21 protein-coding genes are annotated in these 23046 nt (G+C 69.7%); 9 read left to right on the top strand and 12 right to left on the bottom strand.

Annotated elements, in window-relative coordinates:
• Positions 1 to 23 precede the first annotated feature (23 nt).
• The 4 genes from AC5LXK_RS13815 to AC5LXK_RS13830 all read left to right on the top strand — a co-directional run bounded on the left by AC5LXK_RS13815 (position 24) and on the right by AC5LXK_RS13830 (position 5146).
• Positions 24 to 935 (top strand): LysR family transcriptional regulator, encoded by a 912-nt coding sequence (locus tag AC5LXK_RS13815; protein ID WP_493389311.1) that lies wholly within the window; start codon positions 24 to 26, stop codon positions 933 to 935.
• Positions 936 to 1122: 187 nt separating this feature from the next.
• On the top strand, positions 1123 to 2517 hold the full coding sequence (gene dalD / locus AC5LXK_RS13820; RefSeq protein WP_493389312.1) for a D-arabinitol 4-dehydrogenase: 1395 nt from the start codon (positions 1123 to 1125) through the stop codon (positions 2515 to 2517).
• A gap of 84 nt (positions 2518 to 2601) precedes the next feature.
• The gene (gene xylB, locus AC5LXK_RS13825) at positions 2602 to 4083 is read left to right on the top strand and encodes a xylulokinase (protein WP_493389313.1); all 1482 of its coding nucleotides are present in this window, start codon (positions 2602 to 2604) and stop codon (positions 4081 to 4083) included.
• Between the two features lie 55 nt (positions 4084 to 4138).
• Positions 4139 to 5146, top strand: a complete 1008-nt coding sequence (locus AC5LXK_RS13830; RefSeq protein WP_493389314.1) for a sugar-binding transcriptional regulator — start codon at positions 4139 to 4141, stop codon at positions 5144 to 5146.
• A gap of 22 nt (positions 5147 to 5168) precedes the next feature.
• Here AC5LXK_RS13830 and AC5LXK_RS13835 read toward each other — a convergent pair whose 3' ends face one another.
• Positions 5169 to 6380: an MFS transporter gene (locus AC5LXK_RS13835; RefSeq protein ID WP_493389315.1), complete on the bottom strand. Its 1212-nt coding sequence runs from the start codon at positions 6378 to 6380 to the stop codon at positions 5169 to 5171.
• A gap of 163 nt (positions 6381 to 6543) precedes the next feature.
• On the opposite strand from AC5LXK_RS13835, the gene AC5LXK_RS13840 reads away from it, so the two are divergent.
• Complete coding sequence (locus tag AC5LXK_RS13840; RefSeq protein ID WP_493389316.1) at positions 6544 to 7428, top strand: LysR family transcriptional regulator; 885 nt, start codon at positions 6544 to 6546, stop codon at positions 7426 to 7428.
• A 19-nt stretch (positions 7429 to 7447) separates the two neighbouring features.
• Here the strand turns inward: AC5LXK_RS13840 and AC5LXK_RS13845 are convergent, their stop codons facing one another.
• The 8 genes from AC5LXK_RS13845 to AC5LXK_RS13880 form a co-directional block, all read right to left on the bottom strand.
• Entirely contained in the window at positions 7448 to 8557 is a 1110-nt protein-coding gene (locus AC5LXK_RS13845) for an ABC transporter ATP-binding protein (RefSeq protein WP_493389317.1), read from the bottom strand.
• Between the two features lie 55 nt (positions 8558 to 8612).
• Positions 8613 to 9311: an HAD family hydrolase gene (locus AC5LXK_RS13850; protein ID WP_493389318.1), complete on the bottom strand. Its 699-nt coding sequence runs from the start codon at positions 9309 to 9311 to the stop codon at positions 8613 to 8615.
• Positions 9308 to 10159: a carbohydrate ABC transporter permease gene (locus tag AC5LXK_RS13855; protein ID WP_493389319.1), complete on the bottom strand. Its 852-nt coding sequence runs from the start codon at positions 10157 to 10159 to the stop codon at positions 9308 to 9310. Before AC5LXK_RS13855 ends, AC5LXK_RS13850 begins: the two co-directional genes overlap by 4 nt.
• Positions 10156 to 11103: a carbohydrate ABC transporter permease gene (locus AC5LXK_RS13860; protein ID WP_493389320.1), complete on the bottom strand. Its 948-nt coding sequence runs from the start codon at positions 11101 to 11103 to the stop codon at positions 10156 to 10158. The genes AC5LXK_RS13855 and AC5LXK_RS13860 overlap by 4 nt, the downstream gene beginning before the upstream one ends.
• 114 nt (positions 11104 to 11217) lie before the next feature.
• Positions 11218 to 12540: an ABC transporter substrate-binding protein gene (locus AC5LXK_RS13865; protein ID WP_493389321.1), complete on the bottom strand. Its 1323-nt coding sequence runs from the start codon at positions 12538 to 12540 to the stop codon at positions 11218 to 11220.
• Between the two features lie 72 nt (positions 12541 to 12612).
• Positions 12613 to 13977 carry a D-tagatose-bisphosphate aldolase, class II, non-catalytic subunit gene (locus AC5LXK_RS13870; protein ID WP_493389322.1) on the bottom strand — a complete coding sequence of 455 codons (1365 nt, stop codon included), beginning with the start codon at positions 13975 to 13977 and terminating at the stop codon, positions 12613 to 12615.
• On the bottom strand, positions 13965 to 14921 hold the full coding sequence (locus tag AC5LXK_RS13875) for a sugar kinase (protein WP_493389323.1): 957 nt from the start codon (positions 14919 to 14921) through the stop codon (positions 13965 to 13967). Before AC5LXK_RS13875 ends, AC5LXK_RS13870 begins: the two co-directional genes overlap by 13 nt.
• Positions 14922 to 14999: 78 nt before the next feature.
• Positions 15000 to 15776: an L-iditol 2-dehydrogenase gene (locus AC5LXK_RS13880; RefSeq protein WP_493389324.1), complete on the bottom strand. Its 777-nt coding sequence runs from the start codon at positions 15774 to 15776 to the stop codon at positions 15000 to 15002.
• A 320-nt stretch (positions 15777 to 16096) separates the two neighbouring features.
• On the opposite strand from AC5LXK_RS13880, the gene AC5LXK_RS13885 reads away from it, so the two are divergent.
• Genes AC5LXK_RS13885 through AC5LXK_RS13900 form a run of 4 tightly spaced genes read left to right on the top strand, consistent with a single transcriptional unit; the run spans position 16097 to position 19205 of the window.
• On the top strand, positions 16097 to 16558 hold the full coding sequence (locus AC5LXK_RS13885; protein WP_011546084.1) for a Fur family transcriptional regulator: 462 nt from the start codon (positions 16097 to 16099) through the stop codon (positions 16556 to 16558).
• 47 nt (positions 16559 to 16605) lie between these two features.
• Positions 16606 to 17520 carry a metal ABC transporter solute-binding protein, Zn/Mn family gene (locus AC5LXK_RS13890; RefSeq protein WP_493389325.1) on the top strand — a complete coding sequence of 305 codons (915 nt, stop codon included), beginning with the start codon at positions 16606 to 16608 and terminating at the stop codon, positions 17518 to 17520.
• Positions 17521 to 17533: 13 nt separating this feature from the next.
• A complete protein-coding gene (locus AC5LXK_RS13895) occupies positions 17534 to 18430 on the top strand; it encodes an ABC transporter ATP-binding protein (protein ID WP_493389326.1) in 897 nt (298 codons plus the stop codon).
• The gene (locus AC5LXK_RS13900; RefSeq protein ID WP_493389327.1) at positions 18423 to 19205 is read left to right on the top strand and encodes a metal ABC transporter permease; all 783 of its coding nucleotides are present in this window, start codon (positions 18423 to 18425) and stop codon (positions 19203 to 19205) included. The genes AC5LXK_RS13895 and AC5LXK_RS13900 overlap by 8 nt, the downstream gene beginning before the upstream one ends.
• A gap of 144 nt (positions 19206 to 19349) precedes the next feature.
• Here AC5LXK_RS13900 and fghA read toward each other — a convergent pair whose 3' ends face one another.
• From fghA to AC5LXK_RS13915, 3 genes are all read right to left on the bottom strand, one after another.
• A complete protein-coding gene (gene fghA / locus AC5LXK_RS13905) occupies positions 19350 to 20198 on the bottom strand; it encodes an S-formylglutathione hydrolase (protein ID WP_493389328.1) in 849 nt (282 codons plus the stop codon).
• 16 nt (positions 20199 to 20214) lie between these two features.
• A complete protein-coding gene (locus AC5LXK_RS13910) occupies positions 20215 to 21321 on the bottom strand; it encodes an S-(hydroxymethyl)glutathione dehydrogenase/class III alcohol dehydrogenase (protein ID WP_493389329.1) in 1107 nt (368 codons plus the stop codon).
• A gap of 214 nt (positions 21322 to 21535) precedes the next feature.
• Positions 21536 to 22987, bottom strand: coding sequence for a xylulokinase (locus tag AC5LXK_RS13915; protein WP_493389330.1), 1452 nt, complete (start codon positions 22985 to 22987; stop codon positions 21536 to 21538).
• Between the last annotated feature and the right edge of the window lie 59 nt (positions 22988 to 23046).

The raw sequence follows: 23046 nt of genomic DNA on the forward strand, positions 1-23046 counted from the left end.
GAAAAAAGCCATTACGTTCCGGCATGACTTTCGATCTCCGACAATTGCGCGCCTTCACGACGATCGTCGCGTGCGGCAGCCTCGGCCGCGCGGCCGACGCGCTGCATGTAACCCAGCCGGCCCTGAGCCGGATCCTGAAACGGCTCGAGGACCAGGTCGGCGCGCCGCTGTTCGAGCGCCACTCGAAGGGCGTGCAGCTCACCGCGTTCGGCGACGCGCTGCTGCCGCACGCGACGCTGCTGCAGCACGAGGCCGAGCACGCGCGCGAGGAACTCGACGCGATGCGCGGGTTCGCGAAGGGCACGATCAAGGTCGGCACGGTGGGCAGCATCGCGAGCCTCGTGCTGCCGGTCGCGGTCGGCCGCGTGCTCGACCGCTGGCCGAACCTGCGCGTCGAAATCATCGAAGGCGTGTGGGACCGGCTCGCGGAAGGGCTGAACAAGCACGAGATCGACCTCGCGCTGTCCGCGCACGGGCCCGATACCGACGAGATCGTCGCGATTCCCGAATGTCGCTGGGAAGATCGCAGCCATATCGTTGCGGCGCCGCACCATCCGCTGCGCGCGCTCGGCCGCGCGCCGACGCTCGCCGATACGCTGCACGCGCGCTGGGCGATTCCGCCGCGCGGCACCGCGCCGTTCGACCACCTGCGCGCGACCTTCGACGCACACGGTCTCGCGCTGCCCGACATCGCGGTCGAGACGCGCTCCGTCACGACGCTGAAAAGCCTCGTCGCGCAAGCCGGCTTCCTGAGCTGGATGGCCGAGCCGATGTACGGCGCCGAGCAGCGCGCCGGCACGATCGACACGCTGCCCGTGCACGAAGTCGTCGCGGTACGCACGCTCACCGCGTTCCGGCGCCGCCACGGGATCCTGCCGGGGCCGGCCGGCAAGCTGCTCGACGAACTCGTCGCGCTCACCCGCGAAGGGCGCTGACGCCGGTTCTCCGGCCGGCGCTTCCGCCGGCCCTGCGCGCCCGCCCTGCCCGCGCGCCGCCGCAGCGCACCATCGAAATGCCGTTTCCCCGCCTTGACTTTCGCTCGCCCGAATACGATCATTCGCTCACACAAAGAGCAAATGATCGTATTCAACAGGAAAGACTGGCACGAACAGGAGACACCGGATGAGCGAATCGCCCTCCGCAAGCGCGCCCGTGCTGCTGCACATCGGCGCGGGCTCGTTTCACCGCGCGCACCAGGCGTGGTATCTGCATCGCGTGAACGCGGCCGTGCCGGCCGGCGAACGCTGGTCGCTGACCGTCGGCAACATCCGCGACGACATGCGAGCGACGATGGACGCGCTCGCCGCGCAGCACGGTGAATACACGCTCGAAACCGTCACGCCGCAAGGCGAGCGCGCGTACGAGACGATCCGCGCGATCACGCGCGTGCTGCCGTGGTCGATCGATCTCGCCGCGCTGATCGACGCCGGCGCCGATCCGGCTTGCCGGATCGTGTCGTTCACCGTCACCGAAGGCGGCTATTACCTCGACGAACACAACCGGCTCGACCTCGCGAACGCCGATCTCGCGGCCGACCTGCAGGGCGCGCGCACGACGCTTTACGGTGCGCTCGCGGCGCTGCTCGCCGAACGCATGCGGCGCGACGCGGGCCCGCTCACGCTGCAGAGCTGCGACAACCTGCGCAACAACGGTGCACGCTTTCGCGCGGGGATGCGCGAGTTCCTCGAACGGCGCGGGCAGGCCGACCTCCTCGCATGGTTCGACGCGCTCGTCGCGACGCCGAGCGCAATGGTCGACCGCATCACGCCGCGCCCGACCGCCGACGTGCGCGAACGCGTGCGCGCGGCCACCGGCATCGACGATGCGTGCCCGGTGATGGGCGAATCGTTCATCCAGTGGGTAATCGAAGACCGCTTCGCGGCTGGCCGGCCGCGCTGGGAACTGGCCGGCGCGGAACTCGTCGACGACGTGCACCCGTACGAGGAGGCGAAGATCCGCATCCTCAACGCGACGCACAGCTGCATCGCGTGGGCCGGCACGCTCGCGGGCCACACGTATATTCACGAAGGCACGCACGACGCGGCGATCCGCCGCTTCGCGCATGACTACGTGACGCAGGACGTGATCCCGTGCCTCACGCCGAGCCCGCTCGATCTCGCGCGTTATCGCGACATCGTGCTCGAACGCTTCGGCAACCCGTACGTGCTCGACACGAACCAGCGCGTCGCGGCCGACGGCTTCTCGAAGATCCCCGGCTTCATCGCGCCGACGCTCGCCGAATCGTTCGCGCGCGGCGCGGCGCCGGTCGCCACCGCCGTGCTGCCCGCGCTGTTCCTGCGCTTTCTCGAACGCTGGGCGCGCGGCACGCTGCCGTATGCGTACCAGGACGGCGTGATGGACACCGACGGCGCGCGCGCGATCGTCGACGCGGACGACCCGGTCGTCGCGCTGTGCGCCAGCCGCGCACTGTGGGGGTCGCTCGCCGGCAACGCAGCGCTGTTCGAGGCGCTGCGCGCCGGGCTCGCGCGCGTCGACGCATGGCTCGCGGCGCGCTGACGGCGCATCCGGGCGAACCTGCCTTGGCACGTGCGCTGCCGCACGGCTAAAGTAGCGACTCCCCACTGACGTAACGGATCGCTCATGTATCTCGGCATCGACCTCGGCACCTCGGAAGTGAAGGTGCTGCTGCTCGCCCCCGACGGCACGGTCGTCGGCACGGCCGGCACGCCGTTCGCCGTGTCGCGGCCGCATCCGCGCTGGGCCGAACAGCATCCGGACGACTGGTGGCAAGGCACGCTCGCCGCGCTCGCGACATTGCGCGAACGGCATCCGCAAGCCTTCGCGCAGGTGCGCGGCATCGGCCTGTCGGGCCAGATGCACGGCGCCGTGCTGCTCGGCCGCGACGATCGCGTGCTGCGTCCCGCGATCCTGTGGAACGACATGCGCAGCGCCGACGAATGCGCGCTGCTCACCGAGCGCGCGCCCGATCTCCATGCGCTGGCCGGCAACCTCGCGATGCCCGGCTTCACCGCGCCGAAACTGCTGTGGGTCGCGAAGCACGAACCGGACGTGTTCGCGGCCACCGCGTGCGTGCTGATGCCGAAGGATTACCTGCGGTTCCGGATGACCGGCGCGAAAGTGTCCGACCCGTCGGACGCGGCCGGCACGCTGTGGCTCGACGTCGCGCGCCGCGACTGGTCCGACGCGCTGCTCGCCGCGTGCGGAATGACGCGCGACCAGATGCCCCGCATCGTCGAGGGCAACGCGCCGTCCGGCACGCTGCGGGCGGACGTCGCACGCGAGCTCGGGCTGTCGGAGGCCGTCGCGGTCGCCGGCGGCGGCGGCGACAACGCGACGAGCGCGCTCGGCATCGGCGCGATCCACGCGGGCGACGGCTTCGTGTCGCTCGGCACGTCGGGCGTGCTGAGCGTGGTCGGCGACCGTTTCATGCCGAATCCCGCGTCCGCCGTGCATGCGTTCTGCCATGCGATTCCCGATCGCTGGCAACTGATGAGCGTCGTGCTGTCGGCCGCGAGCTGCCTGCGCTGGGTCTGCAAGCTGACGGGCACCGACGAACCCGCGCTGCTCGCCGAAGTCGAGGCGCTCGATCCCGACGCGCTCGCGACGGCCCCGCTGTTCCTGCCCTACCTGTCGGGCGAGCGCACGCCGCACAACGATCCGTACGCGCAGGGCGTGTTCTTCGGGATGACGCACGCGACCGAGCGCGCGCACCTCGGTTACGCGGTGCTCGAAGGCGTGACGCTCGGCCTCGCCGACGGCCTGGACGCGCTGCACGCGGCCGGCGTCGAAACCGACCGGCTGTCGCTGATCGGCGGCGGCGCGCGCAGCGCCTTCTGGGCGCAGCTGATCGCGGACGCGCTGAACGTGCACACGCGCCAGACCGGCGGCGGCGAAACGGGCGCGGCGCTCGGCGCGGCACGGCTCGGCTGGCTGGCCGTCGGCGGCGATCCGCAGACGGTGCTGACCAAGCCGCCGGTGCGCGCCGAGTATGCGCCGGACGCCGCCCGCCATGCGCAGCTGCGCGAACGCCTCGACGCATTCCGGGCGCTGTACCGTCACGTGCGGCCGCTGTACGAGCCGTCGCGCGCACGACTCGTGTAGGCGCCGCAGCCGCGCGACCGGCCGTCGGCCGCGCGCGCGACATGCGGTACAGTGGATGCCGTCATGCGGCCCGCCGGCCGGCCCAGATCCGAACCGAATCGCTATCGTGTCCAAGTCCTCAGAAAAACTCGATCTCGCCACACGCGCCGCGTGGCTCTATTACGTCGCGGGCGACACGCAGAACGAAATCGCCGAAAAGCTGCAGGTATCGCGCCCCGTCGCGCAGCGCCTCGTCGCGTTCGCGGTCGAGAAGAACCTGATCCGCGTGCGCGTCGACCACCAGCTTGCCGACTGTCTCGATCTCGGCGCCCAGCTGTCGAAACGCTACGGCCTCGCGATGTGCGAAGTCGTGCCCGTCGACGCCGATGCGCCCGACGCGATCGACCGCAAGCTCGCGGTCGCCGGCGCGCAGGTGATGGAGCGCTACCTGAACGAAACGCGGCCGATGGTGATCGCCGTCAGCAGCGGCCGGACGCTGAAGGCCGCGGTCGCGCAGATCGCGCAGATCGACCGTCCGCAGCACCGGCTCGTGTCGATGGTCGGCGCGATCGCGGCCGACGGCTCGTCGAACCGTTACGACGTCGCGCAGTACATCTCCGAGAAAACCGGCAGCAAGCACTTCCTGCTGCCCGCGCCGCTGTTCGCCGACAGCGCCGCCGAGCGCGCGCAATGGTGCAACCACCGGCTGTTCCGGATCGTCGAGACGCTGTCGGGCAAGGCCGACGTCGCGTTCGTCGGGATCGGCAACATCGGCCCGCACTGCCCGCTCTACGAAGACGGCTTCATCACCGAACACGAACGCGACGAGATGACCGCGCTCGGCGCGGTGGCCGAACTGCTCGGCGTGCCGATCGACGCGCAGGGCACGCAGATCACCGTGTCGACCAGCGCGCGCGTGACGAGCGTGGCGCTCGCCACGCCGCCCAAGCTGCCGACGATCGCGTTCGCCGGCGGCCCGAAGAAGCACGACGCGGTGATTGCCGCACTGCGCGGCGGCTGGCTGTCGGGGCTCGTCACCGACGAAACCTGCGCGCGCGCCGCGCTCGCCGCGAAGGCGGCCTGACGCCGCCGTCGGCCGCCCCGGCTCACGCCGCGCGCGGCGCCGGGAACGCATGCCGGCGCGCACGCCACGCGCCGACCCAGGCGGCCGCCAGCAGCGCGACGAGCACCCACGGAATCGCGCCGGCGCCCGTTGCGCCGAGCAGCATCCCGCCCGCGATACCGCCCACCGCGATCGCGAGATTCCACACCGTCACGAGCATCGACTGCGCGACATCGGCCGACTCCCCGGCCGCGTTCGCGGTCGCTGTCTGGAACAGCGTCGGCGCGCCGCCGAACGCAAGCCCCCACAGCACGACGCCCGCATAGACGATCGTCATCCCGGAACCCGCGCCGAGCATCGCCGCCGCGAGCGCGAACAGCGCGATGCTCGCCAGCGTCAGGCGCCGTTGCGCGGCGCCGATCCACGCGCCCGTCAGCGCGATGCCGGCCAGCGACGCGATGCCGAACACGAACAGCACCACGTCGACCTGCGCGCCCATCCGCATGCCCGCGAGGAACGGCGCGACGTACGTGTACAGCATGTTGTGCGCGAGCACGTACGCGAACATCACCGTCAGCACCGGCCGCACGCCAGGCAGCGTCATCACGCCGAACACCGGTTCGCGCGCGCCGGCAGGCTGCCCCGGATAATCGGGCACGCGGGCGCGGATCCAGCCGATCAGCAGGAGCGCTGCCAGCGTGATGCCGGCGAACGCCACACGCCATCCGAACGCCGCGCCGAGCGCAGTGCCGGCCGGAATACCGATCGACATCGCAACCGGCGCGCCGAGCATCGCGACCGCGATCGCGCGGCCGCGCAGTGATACGTCGACCATCCGGCTCGCGTAGCCGGCCAGCAGCGCCCACAGCAGCCCGGCCGCCATCCCGGCGACGAAGCGCGCGGCGAGCGTGAGCGCGTAGTACGGCGATACGGCCGTCACCGCGTTCGACACGACGAAGCCGGCCAGCGCCGCGAGCAGCAGCCCGCGCCGGCGCATCGCGCGCGTCGCGGCGACGAGCGGAATCGCCGCGACGATCGAGCCGAGCGCATACACGGTCACGAGCTGGCCGATCAGCGCCTCGGTCACGCGCAGGTCGACGCTCATCAACGGCAGCAGGCCGGCCGGCAATGCCTCGGTGAGAATCGTGATGAAGCCGGCCGTCGCGAGCGCCAGCAGGTTCGCGACCGGCAGGCGTTCGGCCGCCTGCGCCGGCCGGCCGGCAACGCGGCCGTCCATCGACGGGCAATCGCTCATGATGCGCTCCCGGCTTCGACGCGACGGGCGGTGACAGGCAGGGATGACATGGCGTGACCTCAAAGAGTGAAGGAACGCCCATCGTAGGGAGCCGACGCAAGAAGAAAAACCGGGGTAGAGTTCCTGACAATCCGGACGCCGGCGTCCGCAATCGGAAACTCGCATGGAAAATCTCGGCGGCTTCGTCGTGTTCGTTCAGGTCGCGGAAACGCGCAGTTTCGTCGCGGCCGGCCGTGCGCTCGGGCTGTCGGCATCGGCCATCGGCAAGCGCATCGCGCGGCTCGAGGCGCGCCTGAACGTGCGGCTCTTTCACCGCAGCACGCGCAGCATCACGCTGACGGCCGAGGGCTCGCGCTTTCTCGAACGGTGCCGGCGCGTGCTCGCCGAGCTCGACGCAGCCGAGCAGGAACTGACGCACAGCGCCGAAGCGCCGCGCGGGCGCTTGCGCGTGAGCCTGCCGACGATCGGCACGCTGCTGCTGCCGGTGCTCGCCGATTTCATGGCCGCGTATCCGGAGATCGAGCTCGACATCGATTTCAGCGACCGGCTCGTCGACGTCGTCGACGAAGGGTTCGACGCGGTGCTGCGCACCGGCCAGCCGTCGGATTCGCGGCTGTCGTCGCGGTTGCTCGGCCACTTTCGCCAGCACCTCGTCGCCTCGCCCGACTATCTCGCCCGGCACGGCACGCCGCGCACGCCGACCGATCTCGCGCGGCACCGCTGCCTGCACTATCGCTTCCCGAGCAGCGGCAAGCTCGAAACCTGGCCGCTGCGCGTGCCGCGTGCGGGCACGCCGCCCGACGTGCCCATATCGATGGTCAGCAACAGCGCGGAAGCACGCCTGTGCTTCGCGCTGCGCGGGCTCGGCATCGCGTGCCTGCCCGTTTTCTTCGTGCGCGACGCGCTCGGCGACGGCACGCTGCGCGCGGTGCTCGACGAACATGTCGCGAGCATCACGCCGATCCACGTGCTGTGGCCGTCGGGCCGGCACCCGACACCGAAGCTGCGTGCCTTCGTCGATTACATGGCCGCGCACCTGCGCATCTGAGCGGCGCAGGCGCCGACCGTCACGCGGCCTTCGCGTGCGCGCTCAGCCGGCGCAACGCCAGCCCGTGTTCGTCGAACAGGTGGCAGTGCTCGGCCTGCGCATGCACGCGCAACGCTTCGCCGGTGCGGTACGTGTCGAGCGGCGGAATCCGCGCGATCAGCCCGTCCGGCGCGACCGCCGACTCCGCATACAGGTACGCGGCATCGCCGAGCGACTCGACGGCCATCGTCCGCGCGGCAACCCCCGTCTCCGCAGCATCGACCAGCAGGTGCTCCGGCCGCACGCCGACGGTCACCGCCGCGCCGCGCTGCAGCCCCGCCGCTTCCACCGCGACGCGCTGCGTCTCGCCGCTGTCGAAACGCACGAGCACGCCGCCCGCATCGACCGATTCGACCGTCCCCTTCAGGAAGTTCATCTTCGGCGAGCCGATGAAGCCCGCGACGAACTGGTTCGCCGGTGCGTGATACAGCTCGTTCGGCGTGCCGACCTGCTGCACCGCGCCGCCCGACAGCACGACGATCTTGTCCGCCAGCGTCATCGCCTCGACCTGATCGTGCGTCACGTAGATCATCGTCGTCTTCAGCTCGTCGTGCAGCCGTGCGAATTCCAGCCGCATCTTCACGCGCAGCGCGGCGTCGAGGTTCGACAGCGGCTCGTCGAACAGGAACACCTTCGGCTTGCGCGTGATCGCGCGGCCGATCGCGACGCGCTGCCGCTGGCCGCCCGACAGCTGCTTCGGCTTGCGGTCGAGCAGGTGGTCGATGTGCAGGATCTTCGCGGCCTGCTTCACGGCCTGGTCGATCTCCGGCTTCTTCGCGCCCGCGAGCTTGAGGCCGAACGCCATGTTGTCGTACAGCGTCATGTGCGGGTACAGCGCATACGACTGGAACACCATCGCGATGCCGCGCTTCGCGCTCGGCACGTCGTTGACCTTCGCGCCGTCGATCAGCAGGTCGCCGTTCGAGATGTCCTCGAGGCCCGCGATCATCCGCATCAGCGTGGATTTGCCGCAGCCGCTCGGCCCGACGAACACGACGAATTCGCCGTCGGCGATGTCGAGGTTCACGTTGCGCAGTACTTCGGTGTCGTCGTAGCGCTTCGCGATGTTGCGCAGGAGCACGCTTGCCATGATCTGTCTCCGTTCGTTCGTGATGCGCCGCCTGGCCGGCAGCGCTTGATCGTTGCTAGTTCGGCAGCACCGCGCCCGTCGCCTGCCAGCGCGCGACGTAACCGGGCAGCTCGTGCATGTCGTCGAATACATGACGCGCGCCGATGCTGCGCAACGCGTCGATTTGCGCCGCCGATGCGTGACCGCCGCCGACGAAGCCCAGCACGGTCATGCCGGCAGCGGCCGCCGCGGTGATGCCGGTCACGCTGTCCTCGACGACGAGGCAGTGCGCGGGCGCCGCGCCGAGCGTGCGCGCGGCCGCGAGATACACGTCGGGCGCCGGCTTCGGCCGCGCAACGGAATCCGCGCAGAACAGCCGGTCGCCGAAGAAGCGCGCGAGGCCCGTGCGGGCGAGCGCCGCCTCGACGTATGCGCGATAGCTGTTGCTCGCGCACGCCGTCGTCAGCTGGATCGCGGCCAGCGCCGCATCGATGCCTTCGACCATCGGCGCATTGACGGCCGCCGCCTCGACCGCGCGGCGGATCGCGTCGACGTCGGCCGCCGACAGCGTGCGGCCGACGGCCTCGCCAGCGCCGGCCAGCACGCGCTCGATGCGCAACCCGAGCAGCGGCATCACGGCCGGCCGCGCATCGACGCCCGGCCAGCGCGCATCGAGTTCGCGCACGATCACGTCGGCGGCCACGGCCTCGCTGTCGATCAGCACGCCGTCGCAATCGCAGATCAGCACGTTGGTGCCTGGGCCGGCCGCGCTCATTTGACCGCCCCGAACGTGAGACCGCGCACGAGCTGCTTCTGCGACAGCCAGCCGACGATCAGGATCGGCGCGACCGCGAGCAGGGACGCGGCGGACAGCTTCGCCCAGAACAGCCCTTCGGGGCTCGAGTACGACGCGATGAACACGGTCAGCGGCGCCGCGTTCGAGCTCGACAGGTTGATGCTCCAGAACGCTTCGTTCCACGACAGGATCACGAGCAGCAGCCCGGTGGACGCGAGCCCCGGCAGCGCCATCGGCATCAGCAGGTAGACGATCTCCTGCCACGTCGACGCGCCGTCGATGCGCCCGGCTTCCAGGATGTCCCTCGGAATCTCGTTGAAGTACGTGAAGGTCATCCACACCGCGATCGGCAGGTTGATCAGCGTGTAGACGATCACGAGCCCCGATACCGTGTCGAGCAGCCCTGCGTTCTTCCACAGCAGGTAGATCGGCACGAGCACGCCGACCGACGGCATCATCTTCGTCGACAGCATCCACAGCAGCACCTTCTGCGTGCGGTGGTTCGGGAAGAACGCCATCGCGTACGCGGCCGGCACCGCGAACAGCAGCGAGATCACCGTGACGCCCGCCGAGATCAGCACCGAATTCCATGCGAACGCGAAGTAGTTGCTGCGCGCGAACACCTCGCGGAAGCTGTCGAGCGTCGGCACGAAGAACAGCGTCGATGCGTACGCCTGCTGCTCGGTCTTGAACGCGGTGATCGCCATCCAGAAGATCGGGAAGAACAGCAGCAGCGCGATCAGCCACGCGAGCGTGCCGGGCAGCGCGCGCCGCACGAGGTCGAACACGGCCGGCACGCGCCGGCGGTCGAAGGTCAGGTCGCTCATTTCTCGTACTCTCCCTTCAGGTTGCGTGCGAGCATCCGCACGAGGAAGAACGACACGACGTTCGCGACCACGACGGCGATGATGCCGCCCGCGGATGCGAGGCCAACGTCGAACTGCTGCAGGCCGAGCGCGTAGATCAGGTAGGACAGGTTGGTCGTCGCGTCGCCCGGGCCGCCGCCGGTCGTCGTGTAGATTTCCGCGAAGATCGACAGCAGGAAGATCGTCTCCATCATCACGACCACGGCGATCGCCCGCTTCAGGTGCGGCAGCGTGATGTAGAAGAACATCGCGATCGGGCCGGCGCCATCGATGCGCGCGGCTTCCTTCTGCTCCTGGTCGAGCGACTGGATCGCGGTGAACAGGATCAGGAATGCGAACGGCAGCCACTGCCACGCGACGATGATGATCACGGCCGTGAGCGGATAATCGGCGAACCAGTCGATCGGCGTCATCCCGAGCGCGCGCATCGCGGTCGCGATTAGCCCGTACACCGGATGCAGGATCATGTTCTTCCAGATCAGCGCGGCGACCGTCGGCATCACGAAGAACGGTGCGATCGCGAGCAGCCGCGCGACGCCCTGCCCGTAGAACTTGCGGTCGAACAGCACGGCCATCAGCACGCCGCCGACCACCGTGATCGCGAGCACCGCGCCGATCAGCACGAGCGTGTGCCAGATCGCCGGCAGGAACGACGGATCGGTCGCGAGGAAGCGGTAGTTGTCGAGCCCCGCGAACCCCTTCACGTCCGGGTTCAGCAGGTTGTAGCGCGAGAACGAATACCAGATCGTCATCGCGAGCGGAATCGACATCCACAGCAGCAGCACCGCGACGGACGGCGACACGAGCCAGCTCGCGCCGCCGCGCGCGCGGCGCGGCGCGCCGGGCGGTGACGACGCGTCACCGGCAGACGGCGCGTGACTCAGGGGAAGACGCAGGTGACGCATGATCGGAGTTCCTCCGGTTGATGCGCGGGCGCGAACGGCCTGCCCGCCTTTCAGCTTCGCCGGCCCGCACCGTATGCAACGGCGCGCGGTACGGGCCGCGTGACCGCTTGCGCGTTACTTCTTGTAGCCGGCCTGCCGCACCGCGCGGTCGGCGGCGGCCTGGCCCGCGGCCAGCGCCTGGTCGACCGTCATCTGGCCTGCGACCGCACCCGCGATCGACTGGCCGACCACCGTGCCGAACGACTGGAATTCAGGAATCCCGACGTACTGCACGCCCGTGTACGGCACCTTCTTCAGCGACGGATCGTTCGGGTCGGCCGTCTCGATCGCCTTCAGCACGAAGTCCGAGAACGGCGCGGCGGCCTTGTACTCGGGGCGCTGATACGTCGACGTGCGCGTGCCCGGCGGCACCGATGCCCAGCCCTCGTCCTTGCCGACCATCTCGACGTACTGCTTCGACGTCGCCCACGCGATGAACTTGCGCGCGGCATCCTGCTGCTTCGACGTCTTCGGCACCGCGAGCGCCCATGCCCACAGCCAGTGCGAGCCCTTCGGCGTGACGGCGACCGGCGCGGCCGCGAAACCGATCTTGTCGGCCACCTGCGATTGCTGCTTGTTGTAGAGCATGCCGGCCGCGACCGTTGCGTCGATCCACATCGCGCACTTGCCGGATGCCGTCAGCGTCAGGTTCTCGTTGAAGCCGTTCGAGCTGGCTCCCGGCGGGCCGTCCTTCTTCAACAGGTTCACGTAGAACGTGATCGCCTTCTTCCATTCGGGCGACGTGAGCTGCGCATTCCAGTTCTCGTCGAACCAGCGGCCGCCGAACGTGTTCACGACCGTCGACACGTACGCCATGTTCTCGCCCCAGCCGGCCTTGCCGCGCAGGCAGATCCCGTAGGTGCCCTTCGCCTTGTCGGTCAGCTTGTCCGCGAATTCGGCGATCTGGTCGTAGGTCGGCTGGTCGGGCATCTTCAGCCCCTTCGCCGCGAACAGGTCCTTGCGGTAGAACGTCATCGAGCTTTCGACGTAGAACGGCAGCGCGTAGAGCTGGCCGTTGTACGACAGGCTGTCGCGCGCGGTCTTCACGATGTCGTTCAGGTCGTAGTCGGCCGGCAGGCCCGTCATCGGCGCGAGCCAGCCGCGCTTGCCCCACTGCGGCGTCTCGTAGGTGCCGATCGCCATCACGTCGAACTGGCCGCTGCCGGTCGTGATGTCGGTCGTCGCGCGCTGGCGCAGCACGTTTTCCTCGAGGATCACCCAGTTCAGCTTGATGTCGGGGTTCGCCTTCTCGAACGCCGGCGACAGCTTCTTCAGCTCGATCATGTCGGGGTTGTTCAGCGTCGCGATCGTCAGCGTGCCGGCGGACGCGGCGCAGGCCGCCGTCGCGAGCGCGGCTCCGGCGAAGCCGCGGGCGGCGTCGAGCATCTTTCGTTGCATGGCATGTCTCCTGTGATTATTCGAAGTGTCGTCGGTCTTGAGTCGGTCTTGCGTCGCTTCCTTCGCGGCCCGTCATGCCGGCCGCTGCATGCCGCACGCGCGCGCATAGTGCGCGATCACGTCGCGTATCCGGTGGCGCACCCACGCGCGCGGCTCCTTCGGGAGGCCGCCCGCGCGGCACGCCGCGTAGACATCCGGCAGCCACTGCGCGACGAGCGTCTCCGGCACCGGCTGCCGCGCGAGGTTGTCGAACAGTTGCTCGACCGCGGCCGCGACGGCCGGCTGCAGCCAGTAGTAGCGGATGCGGTCGCTGTAGCTGAACTGGCGCGCGAGCCGCTGCTCGGTCTCGTCGCCGCGGTAGTACGGCGCCCAGTGCTCGGGCTGCGCGCGCATCGCGGCGTCGACGACGTTGCGCAATTGCGAGCGCTGCGCGACGTCGTCGATCAGCGCGTCCTCGATGAACGTCAGCGCGAACAGCGCCTCGCGCAGCGCGAACGTCAGCGCCGGGCCGACCTTCAGCACCGCGAAATGGTCGCGCACGAGCGCGGCGAGCGCGTCTTCGGTCTGGTAATCGGTCGAATGCGCCTCGAACACGAGACGCGGTGTATGCAGGATACTCGCGCCGAGCGACGCCGCCTTGGCACTGTCGTAATCGAGCACGTGGCGATCGTCGAAATCGACGCCCGGCTGTGCGACGATCGCGACGACGCGCGTCCACGCATCGTCGAGCCCGGCCGCCGAGAACGCACGTCGGTGCGCGTCGAGCGTCGTCGCGATGCTGTCGCTGCGCGTCACGGCGATCTGCGCGATCGCGTCGCCGCCGGCTTCGCCGCCCGCATCGCCGCTGACTTCGCCGCCCGGCGTCGGCACCTCGGTGCCGATCACGTAGACGGGCGCCGTGCCGGTGCGCCGCGCAGCGTCTTCCGCCGCGCGGCACAGCTCGGCCGCGCGCGCGGCGATCGTCGCGTCGTCGAGCCGCGCGGGATCGTCCATGCACGCCATGCTCGCATCGAGGTGGATCTTTTCGAAACCGGCTTCGACGTACGCGGCGACCATCGCGACGGCCTCGCGCATCGCGTCGGCCGCGCGGCGATGCCGCCACGGGTTCGGGCCGAGATGGTCGCCGCCCAGCACGAGCGCCGAAGGCGCGAGCCCGCAGCGCTCGGCGATCGCGTCGACGTCGCGGCGAAAATCGGCGGGCGTCATGCCCGTATAGCCGCCGAGATGGTTGACCTGGTTGCAGGTCGCCTCGATCAAAAGCGGCGAGCCGTCCGCGCGTGCGGCTTCGCACGCGGCCTCCAGCACGAGCCGGTGCGCGCTGCAGATCGAATAGATGCCGCGCTGCGCGTCCGCGCGGTTCGCGTCGAAGATCATCCGCAGCACGGTGTCCGCGTGCGCGGTTCGCGGGCGTTCCGCAACGGTCGTCAGGCCGGACATGCGATACCTCGTTCGGTCAGGAAACGGTCGATCTCGGCCGCGCTGCTGTTGCCTTCCATCGGGCCGCGCCGCGTGACCGCGATCGCGCCGGCCGCATTCGCACGGCGCAACGCGGCATCGATCGGCACGCCCGCGACGAGGCTCGCCACCAGCGTGCCGCCGAAGCAGTCGCCGGCGCCGGTCGGGTCGGTCTCGTCGACCGGGAACGCCGGCGCTTCGACACGGTTCGCGCGGTCGAACGCGACGCTGCCTTGCGCACCACGCTTCAGCACCACGCGTTCGAGCAGCGGATGCGTCGCGAGCAGGCCCGCGATCGCGCGCTCGGCCGGCTGCGGGCCGCAGAAGAACGGCAGGTCGGCTTCGCTCGGCATGAACAGGTGGCACGCGGCGAGCATCTCGTCGAGTGCCGCGCGCATCGGGCGGAAGCTCAGCATTTCGGGCCGCACGTTCGGATCGAACGACACCTTCGCGCCGGCCCGCGCGGCCTCGATCACGCCGCGCTGCACCGCCGCGATCGCCGATTCGCTCGTCAGCGACGAGCCCATCACGTGGAAATAGCGGCAGCCGTCGAACATCGCGCTATCGACGTCGGATGCATCGACGCAGGCGGCCGCACTGGTGGACAGCGTGAACACGAAGCTGCGCGAACCGTCGTCGCGATACGCGACGAACGCGGTGCCGGTCGGGCGCGCGACGCGACGGATGCGCGCGACGTCGACGCCGTCGCGCTCGAGCCGCGCGACGATCGCATCGCCGAACGCGTCGCGGCCGACGCAGCCCGCATACGCGACGCGTGCGCCGAGCCGTGCGGCCTGGTCGGCGAAGATGGCCGGCGCGCCGCTCGGGAACGGTCCTTCGAACAGGCCCGGCGTGTCGAAGCCCTGGCCGCGCTCGGCGGCGACGAATTCGGCGAGCAGCTCGCCGGCAACGACGATCTCGGCCATCAGGCAACCCCTCTTCGTACGACGGCAGCCGCTGCGTTGCGGGCCGGCCGGCGGGTGGCGCATGCGAGCGGCGCCACTTCAGCTCATCCAGTTGCCGCCGTCGACGTTCAGCGTCTGGGCGGTGATGTAGTCGGCGTCGGCCGACGCGAGGAACAGCGCGGCGCCCGTCAGGTCGCCCGGCACGCCCATGCGGCCGAGCGGCACGGCTTCGCCGACGAGCCGCTTCTTCTCGCCAAGCGGCCGGTTTTCATAGCGCGCGAACAGCGCATCGACCTGCTCCCACATCGGCGTGTCGACGACGCCCGGCGCGATGCCGTTCACGTTGATCCGGTGCGGCGCGAGCGCGAGTGCGGCCGACTGCGTATAGCTGATCACCGCGGCCTTGGTCGCGCAGTAGTGCGAAACGAGTGACTCGCCGCGACGCCCGGCCTGCGACGACATGTTGACGATCTTGCCGCCGCGCCCCTGCTCGACCATTCGCTGCGCGACGGCCTGCATCAGGAAGAACAGCCCTTTCACGTTGACCGAGAACAGCCGGTCGAACACGTCCCAAGATTCGTCGAGGATCGGGCGCATGTCGAACAGCGCCGCGTTGTTGAACAGGATGTCGACGCCGCCGAAGCGCTCGACCGTCGTCGCGACGATCCGCTCGATGTCGTCGCGGCGCGTGACGTCGGCGGTGACGGCCACCGCGCGGCCAGGGTTCGCCTCGATCAGCCGCGCGAGCGAGCCGCCGGCCGGCTTCACGTCGACGAGCACGCAGCGCGCGCCCTCTTCCAGATAGCGTTGCGCGACCGCCTCGCCGATGCCGCTTGCGGCGCCCGTCAGGATCGCGACCTTGTCTTCCAGTCTCACTGGCTGTCTCCGGTTCGTTCTGCTGTACGACGGTCACGAGAGTGAGCGAACGCTCGCTGACCGATCAATTGCTCTGTTAGTGATCGAATGATCGGATACGCGATTCGCGCTGTCAAGACGACGTGACGGCTTTCTATGACGCGCTGCGGCACGATGGCGCATGGCAACGGCCCGCTGCACACGCCCGGCAAGGCGCAGGGCGCACGGTGCGGCGCAGTGGAATCGACAATGAAGGGGACGGAGCGGAGGAATTCGCGCTGCACGGCGCGGCGATACGTTATATCATCGCCGTACTTTGTTTCATCGCGCTGCTTCACGCCATGGCTACCTCATCGTCCATTGACGCCCGGCTGTCCCGGGCCGACGCATTCGCCGCCGAGCACGGGCTCGCGTGGACGCCGCTGCGCCGCCAGGTCTACGAGCGCGTGCTGGCCGCGCAGCGCCCGATCGGCGCGTACGACCTGCTCGCCGAACTCGAACCGCAACGCGGCCGCGTACCGCCGACGACCGTCTATCGCGCGCTGGATTTCCTCGTCGAGCACGGCTTCATCCACCGCATCGAATCGAAGAACGCGTTTTTCGCGTGCTGCGAGATCGGCGTGCCGCACGAAGGCCAGTTCCTGATCTGCGATTCGTGCGGCGACACCGTCGAGATTCCCGGCGGCGACCTCGCGAAGCAGTTGTCCGCGAGCGAGCCCGCGCACGGTTTCGAAGTCCACCACCAGGTCGTCGAGCTGAGCGGCCTGTGCGGGCACTGCAAGCGCAAGCCCGCGCAACGCTGACGCCGTATCGCGCGGCGCACGCGCCGCCCCTTCCACCGAGGAGTTCCATGTCCATTGCCCTGAAGCGCGCGCCGCGGCGTGCCCTGTCGCCTGTCCGCTGGCTCGCCGCCGCCGTTGCCGCACTGACGCTCGCGGCGCCCGCGTTCGCGCAGGCCGCGACCGTCAACGTCGTCGCCGCCGAGAATTTCTACGGCGACGTCGCGTCGCAGATCGGCGGCAGCCACGTCGCGATCACGAGCATCCTCAGCAATCCCGACCAGGATCCGCACCTGTTCGAAGCGAGCCCGAAAACGGCTCGCGCGCTCCAGCACGCGCAGGTCGTGATCTACAACGGCGCCGACTACGATCCGTGGATGGCCAAGCTGCTCGGCGCGTCGAAGCAGGCGAAGCGCGCGACGATCGTCGTCGCCGATCTGGTCGGCAAGAAGGCCGGCGACAATCCGCACCTGTGGTACGACCCGGCGACGATGCCGGCCGCCGCGCGCGCGATCGCGGCCGAGCTCGGTCGCGCCGATCCGGCGAACAAGGCCGAGTACGATGCGAACCTGCAGAAGTTCGTCGCGTCGCTGAAGCCCGTCGACGACAAGGTCGCCGCGCTGCGCGCGCAGTACAAGGGCGTGCCGGTGACGGCCACCGAGCCGGTGTTCGGCTACATGTCGGACGCGATCGGCCTCGACATGCGCAACCAGCGCTTCCAGCTCGCGACGATGAACGACACCGAAGCCAGCGCACAGGACGTCGCCGCGTTCGAGAACGACCTGCGCAAGAAGCAGGTGCGCGTGCTGATCTACAACAGCCAGGCCGAAGAACCGATGACGAAGCGCATGCTGAAGATCGCGCGCGACGGCGGCGTGCCGACCGTCAGCGTCACCGAGACGCAGCCGGCCGGCAAGACCTTCCAGCAATGGATGGCCGGCCAGCTCGACGCGCTCGCCGCCGCACTGTCCGCCGGCAAGAAATAATCACTGCAACGACATGACCGCCACTCCCCACGCACTCGCCGTCGATCGCGTCACGCTCGAACTGGGCGGACGCACGATCCTGCGCGACGTCAGCTTCTCGATCGAGCCCGGCGAATTCGTCGGCGTGCTCGGGCCGAACGGCGCGGGCAAGACGACGCTGATGCGCGCGGTGCTCGGCCTCGTGCCCGTGTCGGCCGGCACGCTGTCCGTCGGCGGCGTGCCGGTCGTGCGCGGCAACCCGTCGATCGGCTACATGCCGCAGATCAGGAGCGGCCTCGCGAACCGCCGGATGCGCGGCTACGACTTCGTCGCGATGGCCGCCGACGGCCACCGCTGGGGGCTGCCGCACACGAATGCGGCCACGCGCCGCGACGTCGATCGCGTGCTCGACCTCGTCGGCGGCCCGACGCTCGCGCGCCGGCCGCTATCGGAACTGTCGGGCGGCGAACGGCAGCGCCTGCTGCTCGCGCAGTGCCTGCTCGGCAATCCGAAGCTGCTGCTGCTCGACGAGCCGCTGATCAGCCTCGACCCGAACCACCAGCGCGGTGTCGTCGAACTCGTGCGCAACGTGCAGCGCGAGCTCGGCATCACCGTGCTGTTCTCCGCACATGAACTGAATCCGCTGCTGAACGCGCTCGACCGCGTGCTGTATCTCGGCAACGGCGTCGCGGCGCTCGGCACCGTCGACGAGGTGATCACGAAGCCCGTGCTGTCGCGGCTCTACGGTTCGCCGATCGACGTGATGCGCGTGAACGGCAAGATCTTCGTGATGTCGGGCGACGTCGAGATCGAGAAACACGACCACGAGCACGAGGACGACGGCGGCCACTCGCACGGCGGCGGCGGTAGCGGCAGCCACGGCCATCACCACCACGGACACGCTCATCCCGGGCATTCGCACGATGTTTGAATACGACTTCATGATCAACGCCTTCGCGGCGTCGGGGATCGTCGCGGTGCTTGCGGGCATCGTCGGCTACTTCCTGGTGCTGCGCGGGCAGACCTTCGCCGGCCACGCGCTGTCGCACGTCGGCTTCACCGGCGCGACGGGCGCGGTGCTGCTCGGCATCTCGCCGATCTGGGGGATGGTCGGCTTCACGCTCGCGGCCGGGATCGGGATGGGCGCGCTCGGCGAAAAGCTCGCGGGCCGCGACGTCGCGATCGGCGTGATCCTGTCGGGCGCGCTCGGCTTCGGCCTGCTGTTCCTGCATTTCTATACGTCGTTCGCGACGCAGGTCACCGCACTGCTGTTCGGCAACGTGCTCGCGGTCAGCCACGACACGCTCGCGGTACTCGCCGGTATCGGCGCCGTAAGCCTCGCCGCGCTCGCGCTGATCGCGCGGCCGCTGCTGTTCGCCTCGCTGCAGCCCGAACTGGCCGAAGCCAAGGGCGTATCGCTGCGCACGGTGTCGATGCTGTTCCTCGCGGTGTGCGCGCTCGCGGTGGCCGCGGCGACGCAGATCGTCGGCGTGCTGCTCGTGTTCACGCTGCTGGTCGGGCCGGCTGCCGCCGCGCAGAACGTGACGACGCGGCTGTCGACCGGCGTGCTGCTCGCCGCGCTGTTCGCGCTGTTCGAAGCGTGGGCCGGCATCGTGCTCGCGTATCACACCGACTGGCCGACGAGCTTCTGGATCACCGCGCTGTCGGCGCTCGTGTACGGCGCGAGCCTGTTGCGGCGCGACTGATCGACGTTCGACGGAGCACCGCCCGACGGATCGCCGCCCGACACAAATGAAAACGCCGGCGTGCCCGAGGGCAGCGCCGGCGTTTTTGCATGCGGCCGCGATGTCGCGCGGTGCGCCGTATGCGTTATCGGCTTCCCGTCCCGCTTACCGGGCCAGCACGCGCGCATGATGCGCGACGTGATCGGCGATGAACGTCGAGATGAAGTAGTAACCGTGGTCGTAGCCCGGATGGCGACGCAGCGTCAGCGGCTGGCCGGCCTTCGCGCATGCGGCTTCGAACACGTCGGGGTTCAGCTGGTTCGCGAGGAATTGATCGGCGAGCCCCTGGTCGACGAGGATGCCGTCCGCGAACTTCGGCGCATCGGCGCGCGCGACGAGTTCGCTCGCGTCGTGCGCCTTCCATGCATCGCGATCGTCGCCGAGGTAGCCCGTGAACGCCTTCTCGCCCCACGGGCAGCGCGTCGGCGCGGCGATCGGCGCGAACGCCGACACCGACCGGTACAGGCCCGGATGACGCAGCGCGAGCGTCAGCGCGCCGTGCCCGCCCATCGAGTGGCCGAAGATCCCGAGCCGCGCGCCGTCGATCGGCAGCTCGGCCGCGACGAGCTCGCGCAGCTCGCCCGTCACGTACGACTCCATCCGGTAATGCGTCGACCACGGCGCCTCGGTCGCATCGACGTAGAAGCCGGCACCGACGCCGAAATCCCACGCATCGGTCTCGCCCGGCACGCCCGCGCCGCGCGGGCTCGTATCGGGCATCACGAGCGCGAGGCCGTGCTGCGCCGCGTATTGCTGCGCGCCGCCCTTGATCGCGAACGTCTCGTCGGTGCACGTGAGCCCCGCAAGATAGAACAGCGCGGGCACGCGGCCGTGCGCGGCCTGCGGCGGCAGGTACACCGAGAACTTCATCGGCAGGCCGATGGCCACCGAATCGTGCCGGTAGAAACGCTGCTCGCCGCCGTGGCACGCATGCGAGGAAACGAGTTCGAGCATGACGATGCGCTCCCGGTCAGTACAGCACGACCGAGCGGATCGACTCGCCGGCCTTCATCAGGTCGAAGCCTTCGTTGATCCGCTCGAGCGGCAGCGTGTGCGTGATCAGGTCGTCGATGTTGATCTTGTCTTCCATGTACCAGTCGACGATCTTCGGCACGTCGGTGCGGCCGCGCGCGCCGCCGAACGCCGAGCCCTTCCATTCGCGGCCCGTCACCAGCTGGAACGGACGCGTGCTGATTTCCTCGCCCGCCGCGGCCACGCCGATGATGAACGACTGGCCCCAGCCCTTGTGCGTGCACTCGAGCGCCTGGCGCATCAGCTTCACGTTGCCGACGCACTCGAACGAGTAGTCGGCGCCGCCGTCGGTCAGCTGCACGATATGGTCGACGACGTTCTCGACTTCGTTCGGGTTGATGAAGTGCGTCATCCCGAACTTCTTCGCGAGCTCGACGCGCTTCGGGTTGATGTCGACGCCGATGATCTTGTCCGCGCCGACCATCTTCGCGCCCTGGATCACGTTCAGGCCGATCCCGCCGAGACCAAACACGACGACGTTCGCACCGGCCTCGACTTTCGCCGAGTACACGACCGCGCCGACGCCCGTCGTCACGCCGCAGCCGATGTAGCAGATCTTGTCGAACGGCGCGTCCTCGCGCACCTTCGCCACCGCGATTTCCGGCACGACGATGTAGTTCGAGAACGTCGACGTGCCCATGTAGTGGAACAGCGGCTTGCCGTCGAGCGAGAAGCGCGACGTCGCGTCGGGCATCAGGCCCTTGCCCTGCGTCGCGCGGATCTTCTGGCACAGGTTGGTCTTGCGCGACAGGCAGAACTTGCACTCGCGACATTCGGGCGTGTAGAGCGGAATCACGTGGTCGCCCTTGCGCAGGGTGCCGACGCCGGGGCCGACGTCGACCACCACGCCCGCGCCTTCATGGCCGAGGATCGCCGGGAAGATCCCTTCCGGATCCGCGCCCGACAGCGTGTAGTAGTCGGTGTGGCAGATGCCCGTGGCCTTCACTTCGATCAGCACTTCGCCTGCGCGCGGCCCTTCGAGATCGACTTCCTCGATCGTCAGCGGCGCACCCGCCTTCCATGCAATCGCGGCTTTCGTTTTCATCGTGTCACTCCTGTGTGTCTGTGAGGTCGGCCCGGGCCCGCGCCTCGGTGCCGGCCCGGGTTCCATGCAAAGCTGTCGAAGCCGTGCCGCGCGGCACGGCGAAAGAATCTCGTGCTCGCCATGATCGCCGCTCCCGCCGCGCACCGCGTGCGGGAAACGGCCGCCGGCTTGCCGGGATGCGTCATCGCTGACGCAAAAGAACAAGTGTTCGAGTTTAAACGCCCGTCGTGAACCATGCATCCGTGCGCGCGTACAGGTCGACGAAGCGCGCGTGGCGCGCGGCCAGTCGACCGTCGTCACGCGGTGCGGCGACCGGCGACGCGGCCGGTGCCAGCGTACGCCAAGCGTCGTCCCGCCAGTGCCCGATCGCGACACCCGCGAGCAACGCGGCGCCGCGCGTCGCGGCGTTCGGGCAGTCGATAGCGTGCAGCGATGCGCCGAGCGCGTCGGCCAGCAACTGGCGCCAGCGCGGATCGACCGAACCGCCGCCCGCGAGACGCAGCATCGTCACCGGGTCGCCGCGATCGGCATCGCGAATCGCATCGAGCCCCGCGCGCAACGCGAACGCGACGCCTTCGAACGCGGCGCGCATCATCGCGCCGCGCGTATCGCCGAGCCCGAGGCCGAGCCAGCCGCCGCGCGCATCGGGGTTCATCCACGGCGAGCGCTCGCCCGTCAGGTACGGCAGGAAGCACAACCGTTCGGACGCCGGCTGCGCGAACGCATCGTCATACGCATCGGCCCATCCCGGGTAGCCGAGCCAGCCGCGCACGGCCTCGAGCGCGAGCCCGACGTTCTGCATCGCGGCCATCGTGTAATAGCCGCCGCCGGCTGCCGTGCGATAGCGATGGAGGCCGCGCCGCGCAGGCGGCAGCGTATCCGCGAGCACGACGATCTGGCCACCGCTGCCGGTCGTCAGCATCGCGTCGCCTGCGGCAGCCAGCCCGCTGCCGAGTGCCGCGCATGCCGTGTCGGCCGCGCCCGTCGCCAGCGGCACGCCGGCCGGCAGGCCGAGCGCGGCGGCCGCCCGCGCGCCGAGCGTGCCGCAGCGCGCAGTCGACGCAAGCACCGGTGCGAAGCGGTCGGCCGGCAGGCCGAGCGTGTCGATCAATGCGAGATCCCACGCGCCGTCGGGCGTCGCGAGCGCGGTCGCGCACGCGTCGCTCGGATCGGCCGCGACGTCGCCGCCGAGCGCGATGCGCAGCCAGTCCTTCGGCTGCACGGCCCAGCGCGCGGCGCGCAGCGCCTCGGGTTCGTGCGCGGCCAGCCAGCGCAGCAGCGGGCCGGCCATGCCGGGCGCGACGGGGTTCGGTGCGACGGGCAAACCGGCACGGGCCCAGCCGGCAGCATCCGCTTCGCGCACCGCACGCGTGTCGGGCCACAGCAGCGCGGGCCGCACCGGCTGCCCGGCTGCGTCGATCAGCACGACGCCGTGCATCTGCCCCGAGAAACCGATCGCCGCGACCTGCGCGCGCTCGCCGTCCGGCAGCCGCGCGGCCGCGCGCACGAGCGCCTGCCACCACGTGGCGGGCGCGATTTCGGCCCAGCCGGGGTGCGGCGACGACAACGCATAAGGTTCGCTCGCGACTGCCCGCTCGACGCCGTCGGCATCGAGCGTGACGAGTTTGACGGAGCCGGTGCCGAGGTCGATTCCGAGCAGGCGCATGACGTGTAGGCGAATTCGTATGAACGGATACCGATGATAACGGGATCGCGATGTGCGCC

Source organism: Burkholderia pulmonis, assembly GCF_984667975.1.